The following is a 16,825-nucleotide window of genomic DNA, read 5'->3' on the forward strand; positions in this document are numbered from 1 at the left end:
GTGCACCACATGGCCCGTTGGTCAAGCGGTTAAGACACCGGCCTCTCACGCCGGTAACGGGGGTTCGATTCCCCCACGGGTCACCACAACGCAGAGCGTTGTGGCTAGAAAAACCCTTTGATGAACGAAGTTCATCAGTTTTGCTGGAGCAAAACACAGTGTTTTTCGGGTCACAGGGCAAAGCGAGAAGGCGGCCAGAGACCTTTTTTGACAAGTTGGGTACAGCTGAGAAGCTGATATTCATATATAGAGTCGGTGTTGATGACGCATAGGATCCACCTGTTCCCATCCCGAACACAGAAGTTAAGCTATGTCGTGCCGAAGATACTTGGCGGGAAGCTGCCTGGAAAAATAGGTAGACGCCGACATAAAAAATACCACCTGAATAAGGTGGTGTTTTTTTATGTTTATATATCTCTACATGTCCAATTAATGTGTCTTATCCCAAACACTAATTTTTCCTGTGTATTATTCTATAAAAATAGGTACTGTTTGCACATAAACGCCAAAGATCTCGCCGTTTAAATGATATTCAAATGTCACCGCTTGTAAAAGGAACAGCCCTGTGCTACTGTAAAATTACAGAGAGGACTTTCCGATTTTTCGACATCTATCCCATAGATGATCTCCACATTTTATAGGGATAGCGCATAGAAAAACCTACCCTAGAACTTGCTGCTCTTACCTGCAAAAAGGGGTGATACCCGTGGACCGGTCTTCCCGCGACAATCTTTTCACACGAAAAACTGGTGGTGCAATGCTCACGCGCACCATAAGTGACAATCGCCGTCACCACTGGGGCTATACGCTGGCAGCTATTTTGTTTTTGCTGCTGATAGCTGTGTTGGTGGCGATCCCCATCCTCTGCTGGCTCAAAGATGGCACCCCTACAGAGGAGAATCTGCTCGGCGTACCTGCCGGCATAACCACTGACTTTATGTTGTGACGATGCGTAGTGCGCTCCCTTAAACCGCGCCCGCCGCTTCTAAAATCGTTGTCTCCCGGTACTGCTTGACATACGTAGGTAAATGGCGGTATTTTGCCGCTGTACTGGCACATTATAATAACAGATCGTATTTACAAGACCAACAGCGCAAAAAGTGAGGTGTCTGATATGGATGACCGCTCTGCCCGCAATCTGCCCAACTTAAAAAGTAGCCGTGAGGTATTCATCAAGCCGCTGCCTCCCAACGAGCGCGGCCGTCACAAAGTGGCCTACACCGTAGCCGCTGTCATTTTGGCACTGGTGTTGCTGGCTCTGATCCTGCTCCCTGCGCTCTTTCCCAAAGGTTTTCACTCTGTCGACTATGAACCGGGACCCGACGCAAACGCGACCGCACAGGTCGCGTTTTTTTTATGCCCACCATAAAGAAATAAGACCATGGCCGCATTATCACCTAAAAACAAAAAGGCAAAAAACCAATGCAGCATATACGTATACGGTCCCCAAAGCCGACCTAGCTGTCCCACCACAGCCTCATTAGTAGACCCTACTCACCCCCGAAAAATTGATCGCTCACTATTTTTGACCGCCGGCAGATCCACAAACCGGGTGAGTTTTCCCCCTGCTCCGTTACGCAGCGAATATGAACATGAGCATGAATTCGCCCGCCAACTATATAGAGCAAGCAGTGCCTTTTTCAAAAATGTCACGCTTGCTGCCTAATCGTTTTCCCCAACTTTTACCTACAGTAGCGATCTTCTACCTTGCCCAGTAGTCGGCATGTCCTGTTTCACCTATACGAATCTCGTCAATCAGGCCTCCGCCCTCAATCCTAACCACAACCCTTACTTTTATCGCTCCTCACACACCTTACTTCAAAAGCAAAATGCCTTGTCGCCCAGCGTCCGCTTCCCCAGTCACCATTCACCATTCACTGCTATATTCCATACGAACCTATCCTGCCGCCGCACCCATAATATTTAAAAATACAGCCAACAGTCAGCGGCCACTCCTCCAGTGCGCCCCATCCCACTACCAGACCCTACCGGTTTCCAAGCTTTAATTCCCCCAATACCCACCCTCATTTCGACACCACTCTTTTCATCTGGCAAGCTGCCTGCCTTCCATCTACAGTCTCCCACTCCCGCGGTCAGCCATGCTCCATGATTTCCCCTGACTGCCGGTCATTTTCAGGGCAAAAGTTTCGTCCCTTTTTACAGTCTCTCTGCCGCTTTTTCGTACAAGCTGTGCAGCGATCTCGCCACTTAAACGAGCGTTCTGTTCAATAGAACGAAAAAAGCTAAACAAAAATTGCCAAAAGGGAGAAATCAAAGAACTATCCAAAAAATAGTATAAACAATAAATAAATCGTGATATAATGAAAACACAAAATATAGGCAAAATGTTACATTGATGAGTAACTTTTCAGGTATCTGTGTGCACAGACGCCTTGCGTTTTTGTTGTCGCTTTTGCCTATTGGTCAGGGCGGCACAGGCCCGGTCAAAACTGCACTGCGGCTGACAAAGTCCAAGCATTTTAGCACGGCGCCTGTAATACTATTTATAAAGAGAGGGCAGAGAGCGTATGGGGACAACAGAAATTTTCACCCAGTCCGATAGGCAGCGCTTCGACAGCGGCGAACTCGACGTCTGCCAGCAGTTGCTGGGCTGCCACTACATAGAAGAGGACGAGCAGCACCGCTTTTCCGTGTGGGCCCCCAGTGCCCAGGCGGTGCACTTGGTAGGCGATTTTAACAGCTGGGACGACACCGCCACCCCCATGCAGCAGCAGGGTGGCATCTATAGCTGCCAGGTGTCGGGGGTCAAAAACGGCTGCAACTACAAGTACCTGGTCACCGGGGCCGACGGCGTCCGCCGCTATAAGGCCGATCCCTATGCCCTGTACAGCGAAGTTTGGCCCGATACCGCCTCCCGCGTGTGGGATATCACCCATTACGCCTGGCAAGACAGCATCTACATGCGCAAGCGGGGTCGCCGCCCCGGCCGCGAAGACGCGGTCAACATCTACCAGATGCATCCCGGCTCCTGGCGGCGGCACGACGACGGCACCGCCTACACCTACCGCGACTTGGCGCAGGAGCTGCCCGGCTACCTAAAGCAGATGGGCTTTACTCATGTACTGTTCATGCCCATCTGCGAGCACCCCCACGACGGCAGTCTCGGCTACCGTGTTGCCGGTCTCTTCGCCCCACTGTCGCAGATGGGCACCCCGCAAGAGCTCATGTACCTCATCGACATGCTCCACCGCGAAGGCATCGGCGCCCTGCTCGACTTTCCCGGCGCAGCGCTGGCTGAGGGGCAGCACACGCTGGTCCGCTTTGACGGCACTGATCTCTACGAGCAGCCGCCCCAGTCCGGTCAGCTGCCGCTGCTCGACCTGCAAAAACCACAGGTGCAGAGCTACCTGCTCTCGGCCGCCTGTTTCTGGCTGCGCACCTACCATCTGGATGGTCTCTGTCTCGACGGGACAAGCCACCAGTCGCCCGGCGACACCAGCTTTGCCAAGAAGCTGACCGCTACAGTTCGCTCCATCTATCCGCGGGCGCTGCTCATTGCCCGCGGCGGCGAAGGCGATCCCGCACTCACGCTGCCGCAGGAGGAGGGGGGCGTCGGGTTCGATATGGTCTTGCGCGGCGACTATCCCGGCGAGATGGCTGCCTATGTGCAGATGGACCACCTCTTTCGCCGCGACTACCACGACAAGCCGGTCCTGCCCATCGACCAGCGGGGCGACAACACCTTTCTGCTGGGCTACCCATACAGCCAGGTGATGGGCGGCCGCCACTCGATGATCGAAGGCTGCTTTGGCGACTACTGGCAGAAATTTGCCACCCTGCGCGCCCTGTACGGCCTGCTCTACGCCCAGCCGGGCAAAAAGCTGCTGTTCATGGGCGACGAATTTGCCCAGTTCGTCGAGTGGGATACCGACGGCTCGCTCGACTGGTTTTTACACGAGTACGATTCCCACGCCGGCATGTCCCGCTATATCGCCCGGCTGGGCCGCATCCTCACCAAATACCGGGCGCTGTACGAAGACGACCGCGGCGACGGGGGCTGCAGCTGGCTGCAGCGCGACGATCGCGACAACAGCGTGCTGGTGTTCATGCGCAACTCCAGGCCCTGGCGGGGCCGGGTGCAGCATATCGTCTGTGCGGTCAACTTCACCCCGGTGGTCCGCTACCACTACACTGTGGGGCTGCCCGGTAAAGGGGTGTTGCGCGAGATACTCAGCAGCGACGACGCCCGCTACGGCGGCAGCGGCGTCAAAAACGCCAAGGAGATCGCCGTCCGCGGCGAGTCCTACGCCGGTTTTGCGGCGAGTGCAGAAATAACGTTGCCCCCACTGGGCGCTGCGTTTTTTGAATATGTACCGGCCAGCAGGCTGTCCGGTACCGGCAGAGCAAAAAACTAGGAGGCAGGAGAGATGATTACCAAAAAGAGATGTGTGGCAATGCTTTTGGCCGGCGGTCAGGGGAGCCGCCTGGGCGTACTTACCAAAAAGCGCGCCAAACCGGCCGTTCCCTATGGGGGAAAGTATAAGATTATCGATTTCCCCCTCTCTAACTGTGCCAATTCCGGCATCGATACGGTGGGCGTACTCACCCAGTACGAGCCGCTGGAGCTCAACGAATACGTGGGCACCGGCGCCCCGTGGGACCTGGATGCCAGCAGCGGCGGCGCGCTGGTGCTGCCGCCGTACATGAGCGGTCAAAAAGGGGAGTGGTACTCCGGTACCGCCAACGCCATCTACCAGAATATCAACTTTATCGAGCGCTACGACCCCGACTACATACTGGTGCTCTCCGGCGACCATATCTATAAGATGGACTACTCCAAGATGATCGACTACCACCGCGAAAAAGGTGCCGACGCCACCATCGCCGTCATCGAGGTCCCCATGGAGGAGGCCTCCCGCTTTGGCATCGTCAACACCGATGAGGAGGGCCGCATCGTCGAGTTTGAGGAGAAGCCCCCGGCCCCCAAATCCAACACCGCCTCGATGGGCATCTATGTGTTCAACTGGAAGACCATCCGCAGCTACCTCATGCAGGACAATGACGACCCCCACTCCGACAACGACTTCGGCAAAAACGTGCTGCCGGCCATGCTGGCGGCGGGCGAAAAGATGTACGCCTATGTGTTCAAGGGCTACTGGAAAGACGTGGGCACCATCGAGAGTCTGTGGGAGTCGAACATGGAGCTGCTCGACGAGACCCCGCAGCTGGATCTGCACGAGGACGGTTTTCGCGTCTACACCCGCAACTACGCCAAGCCGCCCCACTACATCGGTGACGGCGCCCGGGTGAAAAACTCCATCATCGGCGACGGCTGCAAGGTGCTGGGCGAAGTCGAGAACAGCGTGCTGTTCCCCGGCGTCACCATCGGCCGCGGCACCACCGTGCGCGACAGCATCATCATGCAGGAATCCGATATCGGCAAAGCCTGCACCATCGACCGCGCCATTATCGACGAGGAGGTCACCTGTGAAGACGGGGTGGTCATCGGCGGCGACAAAAAGATCACCGTGGTCGGCACCGGCGTGTACGCCACCAAAAATTCAGTGATCGCCGAGGGCGATATGATCGAGCCCGGCAGAGTGCTCAAACAGGATTAGGGGGAAGTAGATTATGATGCGCAACGACGTATTCGGCCTGGTCTATGCAGGCGAGGAAAATATCAATCTGCGGGAGCTGGTGAACCTGCGCTCGGTGTCGGCGCTGCCGGTCGGCGCCCGCTACCGGATGATCGACTTCACCCTGTCCAATATGGTCAATTCCGGCATCCGCAACATCGGTATCATCCCCAAGAAAAACTATCAGTCGCTCATCGACCACGTGGGCTCCGGTAAGGAGTGGGATCTCAACCGCAAAAACGACGGTCTGTTCATCCTGCCCCCCTATGACACCTTCGAGAACACCGGCTCCTACAACGGTCTGGTCGATACCATCAAAGGTGCCGCCGCCTATCTGCGCCGGGCGCGGCAGAAATACTGCCTGCTCACCGGCTCTTACACCCTGTACAGCGGCACCTATAACGAGATGTTCGAGCAGCATATCGATACTGGCGCCGACATTACCATCCTCTATAACGAGGAGAAAAAATGCGCCGAGAGCGGCGGCCATTTCAAAGATCTGCGGCTCACACTCAACGACGACGGCCGCGTCACCGACATGCAGTACAAATCCCAAAAATCCAGCGAGAAAAAGGTGGCCATGGATGTCTACCTCATCCGCAAAGACCTGCTGGAATACCTGGTCGACGACGCTATGGCCCACGGCAAATACAACCTCATCACCGACGTGTTCATCAAAAATATCAAGAGCCTCAAGATCTACGGCTACCGCCACAACGGCTACGTGGCCCGGCTCAATTCCACCTCCGCCTACTACAAGACCAATATGGACTTTTTGCGGCCCGAGGTGCAGGAGGACCTGTTCAGCAAAGACCGGCCCATCCACACCAAGGTCAAAGACGGTGCCCCCGCCAAATACGGACAGAGCGCCGTGGTTAAAAACAGCCTCATCGGCTCCGGCTGCATCATCGAGGGCGAAGTGGAAAACAGCATCCTGTTCCGCGGCGTGTACGTGGGTAAAGGCGCCAAGATCAAAAACAGCATCGTCATGCAGGACGGCCGGGTGTACGAGAACACCTCGCTGGATCAGGTCATCGTCGATAAGCGGGTCAATGTGCGCCCCTACTCCAACTTAAAGGGCAACGAGAGTTACCCCCTCATCATCCCGAAAGGTGCGGTGGTCTAATATGGCCGAGACGAAAAAAACAACAGCCAAAAAACCGGCGGCAAGACCCCGGACCAAAAGCGTCAAAAAGCCGGCGCCCAGGCTCAAACTGCTCATGGTGGGGGCGGAATGTGTCCCCTTTGCCAAGACCGGCGGCCTGGCCGATGTGATGGGCACCCTGCCCAAAGACCTCATCGCCCTGGGGATCGACTGCCGGGTGATGATCCCCTTCCACAGCGAGGCCAAAAAGAAATACGCCACCCAGACCGAGCACCTGGCCGACTTCAAGATGTTTTTGGGCTGGCGCGAGGTCTACGTGGGGGTCGAGAAGCTGGAGCTGGGCGGCGTCACCTACTACTTTATCGACAACGACTACTACTTCGGCGGCTGCCCCATCTATAAAGGCGGCTACGAGGAGGGGGAGCAGTACGCCTACTTCACCCGCGCCGTGCTGGAGTGCCTGGAAAAGATCGATTTCATGCCCGATGTGATGCACGTCAACGACTGGCACACCGCCATGATCCCCATGCTCATCAAGACCCAGTACCAAAATCGGCCGCAGGGCGGTATAAAAACGGTGTTTACCATCCACAATATCATGTATCAGGGCCAGTTCGACTTCGGCGTGGTGCACGACTGGCTGGATGTAGACCCCCGCTACTACACCCCCGACTTTATCGAGATGGGCGGCAGCGCCAACTTTATGAAAGGCGGCCTGGTCTTCGCCGACAAGATCTCCACCGTCAGCCCCAGCTATGTGGAGGAGCTCAAGACCCCATATTACGCCTATGGCCTACACGGAGTGCTGGCCTCTAGGGCCGACGACTTCGTGGGTATCTTAAACGGCATCGACACGGTGGAATTCGACCCCGAGAACGACGCCTACGCCCCCTACCACTTCTCGGCCGGCGACCTGGCCGGCAAACAGCTGTGCAAAGAGGCGCTGTTTGAGGAGCTGGGTCTCACTGTGCCCCCCACCACTCCCCTCATGAGCATGGTCACCCGTCTCACCCACCAAAAGGGCCTTGATCTGGTCATGCGCGTATTCCACGAGATCATGGAGGAAGATGTGGCGGTGGTCATCCTCGGCACCGGCGATGCGATGTACGAAGACTTTTTCCGCCAGATGGAAAAGCAGTACCCCGGCCGGGTCTGCGCCTACATCAGCTACTCCAACGCCGTGGCCCACAAGCTGTATGCGGCCAGCGACCTGTTCCTGATGCCCTCCAAGTTCGAGCCCTGCGGCATCTCGCAGATGATCGCCCTGCGCTACGGCACGTTGCCCATCGTGCGCGAGACCGGCGGCCTGCGCGATACCGTATTCCCCTACGACGAGCAAAACGGGGCCGGCAACGGCTTTTCGTTTACCAATTTTAACGCCCACGACATGCTCTACGTCATCCGCTACGCACTGGAGACCATCAGTGACCCGGAAAAACGGAGCAATTTAGTCAAAAATGCCTTTGCCTGTGACAACGCATTTGCAGTCTCCGCGAAAAAGTATTATGATATGTTTACGAGCATAGCATAGTAACAACTGCATTTTACGAAAACTACACCGAGCAAAAGGCCCATCCGGACCGAGGGGCGCAGCCCCGCATCGGTCCTTACACTTTCGCAATACAGGGGACATGGGAGCAGACCGAAGAGGTGTAAAAGCCTGTTCGGCCTGCTCTGTCTTGTAAGGGGCCAGTCACCGCAATCGCTATGATGACAACACCGTTTTTTAGGATATAAGGGGTTATTAGTTTATGAGACAACCAAAACAGTCCGCCGAGGTCAAAAATATCGTCGGCAAGCTCAAACGGCATTTCGGCAAAACGCTCGAGAACGCCACCAAAGAGGAACTCTATAAGGCCAGCGCCATCTGCATCCGCGACGAGATCATCGATAAGTGGGTGGCCGCCAACGCCCAGGTCGAAAAGCGGGGCCTCAAGCGGGTCTACTACATGTCCGCCGAGTTTCTCATGGGCCGCGCCTACACCAACAATCTGGTCAACCTGGGCCTCAAAGAGCGCTATCAAAAGGCGTTTTCCAGCCTGGGTCTCGATCTCGACGACATCGCCTGGCAGGAGCGCGACGCCGGTCTGGGCAACGGCGGCCTCGGGCGCCTGGCGGCCTGCTTTTTAGAGTCGCTGGCCACCCTCGATCTGCCGGCCATCGGCTGCGGCATCCGCTACGAGCACGGCCTGTTCCGCCAAAAGATCGTCGACGGCGAGCAGGTCGAGATGGACGACAACTGGTTAGAAGACGGCTGCGTGTGGGAGATGGAGCGCCCCGACGAAGAGGTCGAGGTGCGCTTTGGCGGCCACGTAGAGGAGTTCTGGGACGAAGCTGGCATGCATGCGGTGCACAAAGATTACAGCACCGTCATCGCCGTCCCCTACGACATGCCGGTCGTCGGGTACGAGAGCAAAATGCCCGCCACCCTGCGTCTGTGGAGCGCCCGCTCCAAAGATCCGTTCGATATCAAGACCTTTAACCAGGGCCAATACCTGCAGGCCATGCAGGAAAAAGAGCTGGCCGAGTCCATCTGTAAGGTCCTCTACCCCGACGACAACCACGAACAGGGCAAGATCCTGCGGCTCAAGCAGTTTTACTTCTTTACTTCCGCCACCATGCAGAGCATGGTCCGCTCCCACAAAGAGCGCTATGGCGACCTGCACACGCTGCCCAGCCACGTGGTGGTGCAGATCAACGACACCCATCCCACACTGGCCATCCCCGAGCTCATGCGCATCCTCATGGACCAGGAGGGCTACACCTGGAGCGAGGCCTACAACCTGGTCTCCCGCATCTTCAACTACACCAACCACACCATCCTCTCCGAGGCGCTGGAGTGCTGGGACGAGAATATGTTCAGAGCCCTGCTGCCGCGCATCTACTCCATCGTGCAGGAGATCAACCAGCGCTACTGCGAGCGCCTCAACCGCTACTATCCCGGCGATATGGACCGCATCAGCGATATGGCGGTGGTGGCCTACGGCCAGATCCGCATGGCCAACCTCTGCGTGGCGGTGGCCAGCCACGTCAACGGCGTGTCCCAGCTGCACGGCGAGATCCTCAAAAACCGCCTGTTCGCCGACTCGTATAAGATCTACCCCCGCAAATATCTGGCCATCACCAACGGCATCACCCACCGCCGCTGGCTGGCGGTGGCCAACCCCGGCCTCACCGCCCTCATGACCGAGTATATCGGCGACGGTTTTATCAAAGACTATACCCAGTTTGAAAAGCTGATGGACTTTGTCGAGGACGAAGCTTTCCTCGCCAAATACGCCCAGGTCAAAAAAGAGAACAAGGTGCGCCTGGCCCAGTACCTGCAGCGCACGCAGGGCATCACCATTAACCCCGACTCGATCTTCGACGTGCAGGCCAAGCGCCTGCACGAGTACAAGCGCCAGCTGCTCAAGTGCCTGCACATCCTCTACCTGTATAATGCACTGGCCGAAAATCCCAACATCATCACCACCCCCATCACCTTTATCTTTGCCGCCAAGGCCGCCCCGGGCTACGCCCGCGCCAAAAATATCATCCGGCTCATTAACGCCATCGGCGACCTGGTCAACAACGACCCGCGCAGCAAAGACAAAATGCAGGTGGTGTTCATCGAGAACTACGGCGTCTCCATCGCCGAGCTGCTCATCCCCGCCACCGATATCAGCGAGCAGCTGTCCACCGCCGGGCTGGAGGCCTCCGGCACCGGCAACATGAAGTTCATGATGAACGGCGCCATCACCCTGGGCACCATGGACGGCGCCAATATCGAGATCTTCGACGAAGTCGGCAAGGATAACATCTATATCTTCGGCGCCAACATCCAGCAGATCAGCCAGATGCAGGCCCACAAGAGCTATCGCCCCGGCGAGCTGTTCGAGAAGAACCTCCACGTGCGCGACGCCATCAACCGCCTCATCGACGGCACGCTGCCCGGCGTCTCCGCCCACCAGTTCTCCGACCTGTACCAGTCGCTGCTGTTCGGCGATTTCGACGGGGCCGACAAGTACTTCGTACTCTACGATCTGCCCTCCTATATCCACCGCTTCGCCAAGGCCTATGCCCTGTACTGCGACAACAGCCAGGACTGGTACAAAAAGGCGGCCATCAACACCGCCAAGTCCGGCTTCTTCAGCTCCGATCGCACCATCTCCGAGTACAATCGCAGCGTCTGGAAACTCGAAAAACTCAAGTAGTCTGGCCCGCGTCGGGCAATAAACAGTACGCTGTAAACTGTATAGCTCTCACCAGACTTCACCAATTCACCAGCTGTCAACAGCTCCCACCAGCGCCACACGCCCCGGCTTTGCCCGGGCGTGTGGCGCGTCGTGGAGTTTATGGGTGCACCCGCCGGGTGCCGCCCCCCACACTCTCTAAAAAGGCAGGAACACGCCCTATGACCTCTATGCAGGACATCCGCCACAACAGCGCCCTGTGCGCCTACCGGCTGCCTATGGGCGCCGTCTGTACCGGGCAAAAAGTCACCCTGCGCCTGCAGGCCGACCCCGCCCAGGTCGAAGGCGTCACCGTGCGCATCTTCATAAATGACCAGGGGCAGGATCACCCTATGGCCCTCGACCGCGAGGGGCTGTGGTCCTATACCTTTACCGCCCAGGCCGCCCCCGGTGTCGACTGGTACTATTTCATCATCCACACCATCGCCGGCCACACCCTGTACATGGGCCTGCCCATGGGGCAAACAGCGGGGGAGGGGCAGCTCTACGATGGGCCGCCCTGCTCGTTCCAGCTCACCGTGTACAAGCGGGGCTTCACCACCCCCGACTGGTTCAAGCGCTCCACCATGTACCAGATCTTCCCCGACCGCTACAGCTGCGGCGACCGGGCCGGCGCCCAAGAAGGGCTGGAGTACCACCGGCAGATGGGCCGCCTGGTATACCCACACCAGCGCTGGGACGAGCTTCCGCTGTACGAGCCGCTGCCCGGTCAGCCCTACTACGCCCCCTGCGACTTTTTTGGCGGCGACTTAAAGGGTATCGAGCAGCACCTCGACGACCTGCGCGACCTGGGGGTCACCGTGCTGTACCTAAACCCCATCGTCGAGGCCGCCTCCAATCACCGCTACGACACCGCCGACTACAAAAAGGTCGACCCGGTGCTGGGCAGCGAACAGGACTTTATCCACCTCTGCCAAAAAGCCGCTACGAAGGGGATCCGCATCCTGCTCGACGGGGTGTACTCCCACACCGGCTCCGACAGCGTCTACTTCAATAAAAACGAGAACTACCCCGGCCCCGGCGCCTATCAGGGCAAGCAGTCGCCCTACTACAAGTGGTATCAATTCGGGGCCGACCGCGACGACTACAAGAGCTGGTGGGGCTTTGACACCTTACCCGAAGTCGACGAGGAGGCCGCCGACTGGCAGCAGTTCGTCATCACCGGCAAAGACAGCGTGTTTAACACCTGGCTGGCCCGGGGCGCCGCCGGTTTTCGGCTGGACGTAGCCGACGAACTGCCCGACGACGTCATCGAGAAGATGCGCACCGCCCTCAAGCGCCACAGTAAAGACGACGTGCTGCTGGGCGAGGTGTGGGAAGACGCCACCATCAAAGAGAGCTACGGTGCCAAGCGCACCTACGCCCTGGGTCAGGGCCTCGACAGCGTCATGAATTACCCCCTCAAAGAGGGGCTGGTCCGCTATCTGCTCGGTGAGCAGTCGGCCGGGGCACTGGTCGATCTGCTGCTCATGCAGCGGGTCAACTACCCCCAGCACATGTACTACTGTCTCATGAACCTGCTCTCCTCCCACGATATCGCCCGCATCCGCACTCGGTTGGCCACCGGCCTTACCGGTCAGGGCATGGACCGCCCCAGCCAGGTGGCAGCCACCCGGGCCATCACCCCCGCACAGGACCAGACTGCCGCCGCCCGGCAAAAGCTGGCTATGGCGGCTATCTTCTCGCTGCCCGGGGTGCCCTGTATCTACTACGGTGACGAGTGGGGCATGCACGGTCTGCAAGATCCCCTCAACCGCGGCCCCTTTATGCGCCGCGACCGCGATATGGCCTCCTTTACCAAGCGGCTGTCGGCGGTACGCGCCGGCAGCGACGCGCTCAAGACCGGCCACGTGGGCTTTGTCCATTACGACGATGACCTGCTGGGCATCCTGCGTCTCTGTGGCCGCGAACACGACTTTTTTGGTGCCCCGGCCCAAAACGGGGTCACGCTCACCCTTATCAACCGCGCCGATGCCCCCTGCACGCAGACGATCGACCTGCACGCCATCACCAGTGGTCTCAACGCCGCCGGCCTGCACCTGCTGCGGCGGCACAGCTATGCGCTGGCGGTAGACCTGCTCAGCGGCCACAGCGTCGATGTGGCCCGCAGCAAGTTCACCGCCACCCTGCCGCCGCTGTCCGCCGCCATCTTCCAGTTAAAGCCCTAGTGTGCGGTATGCGGCCCTGTGCAAGTCCCACCGCCGATAACGGTGCAAGCTGCCCCTATACGCCCCAGTTACAAACACAGGGGTGGGGTGCCCCCTCATAAACTGCCAAAGAGCCACCGGTTATGCCGGCGGCTCTTTTATCTGCTACAACATCAGTATAACACGGGCATAACATCAGTATAACGCATGCGCCGCCCAGCCCCACAATAGGCCCGGCCCGCTGCAAAGTTACATCTGTCCCACCCAGAATAGATAATTACCTCCGCCACCACTGTGCAGCGCCCAATAGTGCCGCTTTTTTCCCTCCCGATCATCTACAGATATACTCCCAACCAAACAATATACTGCTCTTAAAAAGACCTCCCAACACGACAAGCGCGCCCACCCAGCCGGCCCTCTGTGCACGATATGGATCGTCAAGCCGGCAAACTGCCCACTGCTGCCCACTGCTGCCCACCGCTATACACTACCGCCCGCCGCTGCCAGCCCAAACCAGAGTAACTCTCTACGGACAACTACGGCCAACTGTAACCAAGACCTCTCGGGGCCCCGCTTCAACACCACAGCCTTATTCCCATAAAGCGCCATATTTCCACATAAAGCAATATGGCAATACAGCAATACGGCCATAGCGCCCCTGCAAAATTTCCATCGCCTATATTGTCTATGCGGCCTATGCAGTCTGTGCGGTTTCTGCTGCCCACCTCGCAAAAAGTCTCGCCTCCGCCCATCTTTCCCGTGGCTGCCCAGCAAAAGATCTGCCGCCATCCCCGCCGCACTCAAAGCCATGGCCCGCCGGGCCTGTACAGAGCTGGGCAAGAGCTATCAAAACAGCCGGCTCATCGTGGCCCACATGGGCGGCGGCATCACCGTCGGTACCCACCATTATGGGCGGGTCATCGACATTAATGACGCCACGATGGGGGAGAGCCCCTTCACCCCCGAGCGCAGCGGGCGCTGCCGCTGGTGCCGGTCATCGACATGTGTTTTTCGGGCCAGTACTCCCGGCAGGAGATGGTGGATCTCATCACCAACCAGAGCGACTCTGCTGCACGGTTACACGGTTACACGATGACACGATGACACGATGACAGTATCTTGTGCGCGTCTCTGGTCATACTCTATAAACGTGCATACATGCCCATGCTTAGCGCTGCGGCGTCGCTCTTCGCCGGTATTTCAACACGGCACGCCCCAGCATCCGGCTTTTGCCACACTGCTCTGCTTGTCAAAACAGCCATAAGATCATTTTAAACCGGCTCTCCTGCACATCTGTGGCTGCCTGGGTAAGGCCCACCGCCAAAGTTATAAAATCGTCTTGCGTATCATTTACCACCGGTACCGAATTATGGCCGCCTCCCCAAAACTGGCTCCACCAGCTCAACACCGCTCTATAAAAACCCCATCCCCATCCGCATACACCTCTCCCACTTCCTACATCAGCGCCGCCCACCAAAATTCTCTGCCAAACTGCCTGTTGTCCGCCATGTGCGCTGCCTTTGGCTCTGCCGTCAACTTTTTCTGCGCTGCCTTTTACCGCAGTTGTGTACAGGGTGACGTTTCTCTCCCTGCTCGCAGTGTAAGACGTATGTACAATCACTTTCAGCCGCCCCCCAACCCCCTATAAACGTAAAAATACCCACAGCTGCCCCTAAGTAAACTCCGCCCAACGGCAGTAAAGCCGTACACGGCGCACAGTACACAGCATACAGTAAACAGTACACAGTGTACAGCCCCCCAAGCACGCAGCACCGTGCAGCCCACAGCCCATCTCATCCTCGCCCGGCAGAATATGACCCCGTACCCCACATTTATCCAAACTGTTGCACCCATGCCGCACCACATCCCACAACACATGACTGGATGCCCGGTGCCGCAAGTCCTCGCATAATTCCCCCCCCCAAAAAAAAATACCTATCTTTCTCCAGCAAAAAAAGCAGTGCCGGCCGGCACTGCTTTTTATAGGATCAGGTATCTTTACAAAAACTACTTGGTCAGCTCATCCATCAGCTGGGTCACTGCCGCCACCACCGCGTCAAACTTGGCTTTGGCCGCCTCGGCAGTCGCCCCGTGGGCCGACACATAGGCTTTCAGCTTGGGCTCGGTGCCCGAGGGGCGCAGAATAAAGCTGGCGTCGTCCAGCGTGTAGGCCAGCACGTTCGATTTGGGCAGAGTCAGTGCCGTCTCGGCGCCGCTCTGCAGGTCTACCGCCTTTTGCAGCTGGTAGTCGGCCAGCGCCTTCACCGGCATCCCGCCGATCTCCTTGGGCGGCTGGTCGCGCAGTGTCTGCACCGCGCCGGTGATCTTGGCGATGCCCTCAATGCCGCTCAGCGTCTTTGACAGTACCGTCTCATTGTAGGTGCCGTGTTTTTTGTACATCTCCTGCATGGCGTCATACAGGGTCATACCCTTAGATTTGTAGTAGCAGGCCATCTCCACCACCAGCATCGAGGCGATGCAGGCGTCTTTGTCCCGCACAAAGGTGCCGCTCAGGCAGCCGTAGCTCTCCTCAAATCCAAATAAGAAGGTCCCCTTGCCGGTCTGCTCGGCCAGCTTGATCTGCTCGGCGATAAACTTAAAGCCGGTCAGCACGCTGCGCATCTCCACCCCGTAGCTGGCTGCCACCACGTCGGCCATCTCGGTCGATACGATAGAGCGCACCACGAACTCGTCGCCTTTAAAGCCCTTTGCCGCCGTCTGCGACAAAATGTAATCCATCAGCAGCACGCCGGTCTGGTTGCCGGTGAGCACCTTAAAGCTGCCGTCTCCCTGCCGCACCGCCACACCCAGACGGTCGCAGTCGGGGTCGGTGGCAAACATCATGTTGGCGCCCACCTCGTCAGCCAGCTTGGTGGCCAGCGAAAAGGCGTTGGGGTCCTCCGGGTTGGGGGCCGAGACGGTGGGGAATTTGGGGTCCGGCAGCTCCTGCTCCTTCACCACGCTCAGGTTTTTGATACCCAGCCGCTCCAGCACGGTGCGCACCGGAATATTGCCCGAGCCGTGCAGCGGCGAGTACACCACCTTCAGCGAATCCCGCTCCTGCTCGATGACCGCCGGGTTGTAGCACAAACTCAGCACATCGGCGTAGTACTGCTCGTCGATCTCCTTGCCGATATACACCAGCAGCCCCTTTTCCAGCGCCTCCTTTTCGTCCATGCCCACAACGGCGAACGGGTCGTCGATGGCGTCGATAAAGCTGGTCACAGTGGCGGCGTCCTCCACGGCCAGCTGGCCGCCGTCCTCGCCGTACACCTTATAGCCGTTATACTGGGGCGGGTTGTGGCTGGCAGTGATCACCACGCCGGCGGCACAGCCCAGCTTCAGCACCGCGTACGAGAGCTGCGGCACGCTGTGCAGGCAGTCGTACAAATAGGCCTTTACCCCGTTTTGGCACAGTACCAGCGCCGTCTCCAGGGCAAATTTGTCACTGTAAAGGCGCGAGTCATAGGCGATGGCCACGCCCTGCTCCTGCTTGCCGATCTTGTTTACATAGTCGGCCAGCCCCTGGGTCGAGCGCCGCACCGTAAACACGTTCATGCGGTTGGTCCCCAGGCCGATGGTCCCGCGCATACCGGCGGTGCCAAACTCCAGGTACTGGTAAAAACTGTCCTCGCACAGGGCCTCGTCGGCCTCCAGCGCGTCGATCTCCGGCTGGTACTCGGTGCCCGCCAGCGCGGTCTTCCACTGTTTATAAACGTCGGTGTAGCGCATATCTATTCCCTC

General features: G+C 58.0%; 9 protein-coding genes, 1 tRNA gene and 1 rRNA gene. 10 read left to right on the forward strand and 1 reads right to left on the reverse strand.

Annotated elements, in window-relative coordinates; translation table 11 throughout:
* Nucleotides 1-11 precede the first annotated feature (11 nt).
* The 10 genes from C6Y32_RS05995 (at nucleotide 12) to C6Y32_RS06040 (ending at nucleotide 13,102) form a co-directional block, all read left to right on the forward strand.
* Nucleotides 12-86 (forward strand) — tRNA-Glu (locus C6Y32_RS05995).
* A 165-nt stretch (nucleotides 87-251) separates the two neighbouring features.
* A 5S ribosomal RNA gene (gene rrf, locus C6Y32_RS06000) occupies nucleotides 252-368 on the forward strand.
* Nucleotides 369-706: 338 nt separating this feature from the next.
* Nucleotides 707-946 carry a hypothetical protein gene (locus C6Y32_RS06005; protein ID WP_129589401.1) on the forward strand — a complete coding sequence of 80 codons (240 nt, stop codon included), beginning with the start codon at nucleotides 707-709 and terminating at the stop codon, nucleotides 944-946.
* 168 nt (nucleotides 947-1,114) lie between these two features.
* On the forward strand, nucleotides 1,115-1,369 hold the full coding sequence (locus C6Y32_RS06010; RefSeq protein ID WP_105204450.1) for a hypothetical protein: 255 nt from the start codon (nucleotides 1,115-1,117) through the stop codon (nucleotides 1,367-1,369).
* 1,159 nt (nucleotides 1,370-2,528) lie between these two features.
* The gene (locus tag C6Y32_RS06015) at nucleotides 2,529-4,376 is read left to right on the forward strand and encodes an alpha amylase C-terminal domain-containing protein (protein WP_105204451.1); all 1,848 of its coding nucleotides are present in this window, start codon (nucleotides 2,529-2,531) and stop codon (nucleotides 4,374-4,376) included.
* Between the two features lie 15 nt (nucleotides 4,377-4,391).
* A complete protein-coding gene (locus C6Y32_RS06020; RefSeq protein WP_341480862.1) occupies nucleotides 4,392-5,579 on the forward strand; it encodes a glucose-1-phosphate adenylyltransferase in 1,188 nt (395 codons plus the stop codon).
* Between the two features lie 13 nt (nucleotides 5,580-5,592).
* On the forward strand, nucleotides 5,593-6,723 hold the full coding sequence (gene glgD / locus C6Y32_RS06025) for a glucose-1-phosphate adenylyltransferase subunit GlgD (RefSeq protein ID WP_105204453.1): 1,131 nt from the start codon (nucleotides 5,593-5,595) through the stop codon (nucleotides 6,721-6,723).
* A gap of 1 nt (nucleotide 6,724) precedes the next feature.
* Nucleotides 6,725-8,233, forward strand: coding sequence for a glycogen synthase GlgA (glgA, locus tag C6Y32_RS06030; RefSeq protein WP_105204454.1), 1,509 nt, complete (start codon nucleotides 6,725-6,727; stop codon nucleotides 8,231-8,233).
* A 220-nt stretch (nucleotides 8,234-8,453) separates the two neighbouring features.
* Nucleotides 8,454-10,895, forward strand: coding sequence for a glycogen/starch/alpha-glucan phosphorylase (locus C6Y32_RS06035; protein WP_105204455.1), 2,442 nt, complete (start codon nucleotides 8,454-8,456; stop codon nucleotides 10,893-10,895).
* 200 nt (nucleotides 10,896-11,095) lie between these two features.
* Nucleotides 11,096-13,102, forward strand: a complete 2,007-nt coding sequence (locus C6Y32_RS06040; RefSeq protein WP_105204456.1) for a glycoside hydrolase family 13 protein — start codon at nucleotides 11,096-11,098, stop codon at nucleotides 13,100-13,102.
* A gap of 1,986 nt (nucleotides 13,103-15,088) precedes the next feature.
* Here C6Y32_RS06040 and C6Y32_RS06050 read toward each other — a convergent pair.
* Entirely contained in the window at nucleotides 15,089-16,813 is a 1,725-nt protein-coding gene (locus tag C6Y32_RS06050) for a phospho-sugar mutase (protein ID WP_105204457.1), read from the reverse strand.
* Nucleotides 16,814-16,825: the final 12 nt, after the last annotated feature.

The sequence above is a fragment of the Neobittarella massiliensis (ex Bilen et al. 2018) genome (assembly GCF_900289145.1).
Taxonomy (GTDB): domain Bacteria; phylum Bacillota; class Clostridia; order Oscillospirales; family Ruminococcaceae; genus Neobittarella; species Neobittarella massiliensis.

Coding starts and splice junctions, on each gene's coding strand:
- C6Y32_RS06010 (WP_105204450.1), top strand. CDS start 1,115: ATGGATGACCGCTCTGCCCGCAATCTGCCCAACTTAAAAAGTAGCCGT.
- C6Y32_RS06015 (WP_105204451.1), top strand. CDS start 2,529: ATGGGGACAACAGAAATTTTCACCCAGTCCGATAGGCAGCGCTTCGAC.
- glgD (WP_105204453.1), top strand. CDS start 5,593: ATGATGCGCAACGACGTATTCGGCCTGGTCTATGCAGGCGAGGAAAAT.
- glgA (WP_105204454.1), top strand. CDS start 6,725: ATGGCCGAGACGAAAAAAACAACAGCCAAAAAACCGGCGGCAAGACCC.
- C6Y32_RS06035 (WP_105204455.1), top strand. CDS start 8,454: ATGAGACAACCAAAACAGTCCGCCGAGGTCAAAAATATCGTCGGCAAG.
- C6Y32_RS06040 (WP_105204456.1), top strand. CDS start 11,096: ATGACCTCTATGCAGGACATCCGCCACAACAGCGCCCTGTGCGCCTAC.
- C6Y32_RS06050 (WP_105204457.1), bottom strand. CDS start 16,813: ATGCGCTACACCGACGTTTATAAACAGTGGAAGACCGCGCTGGCGGGC.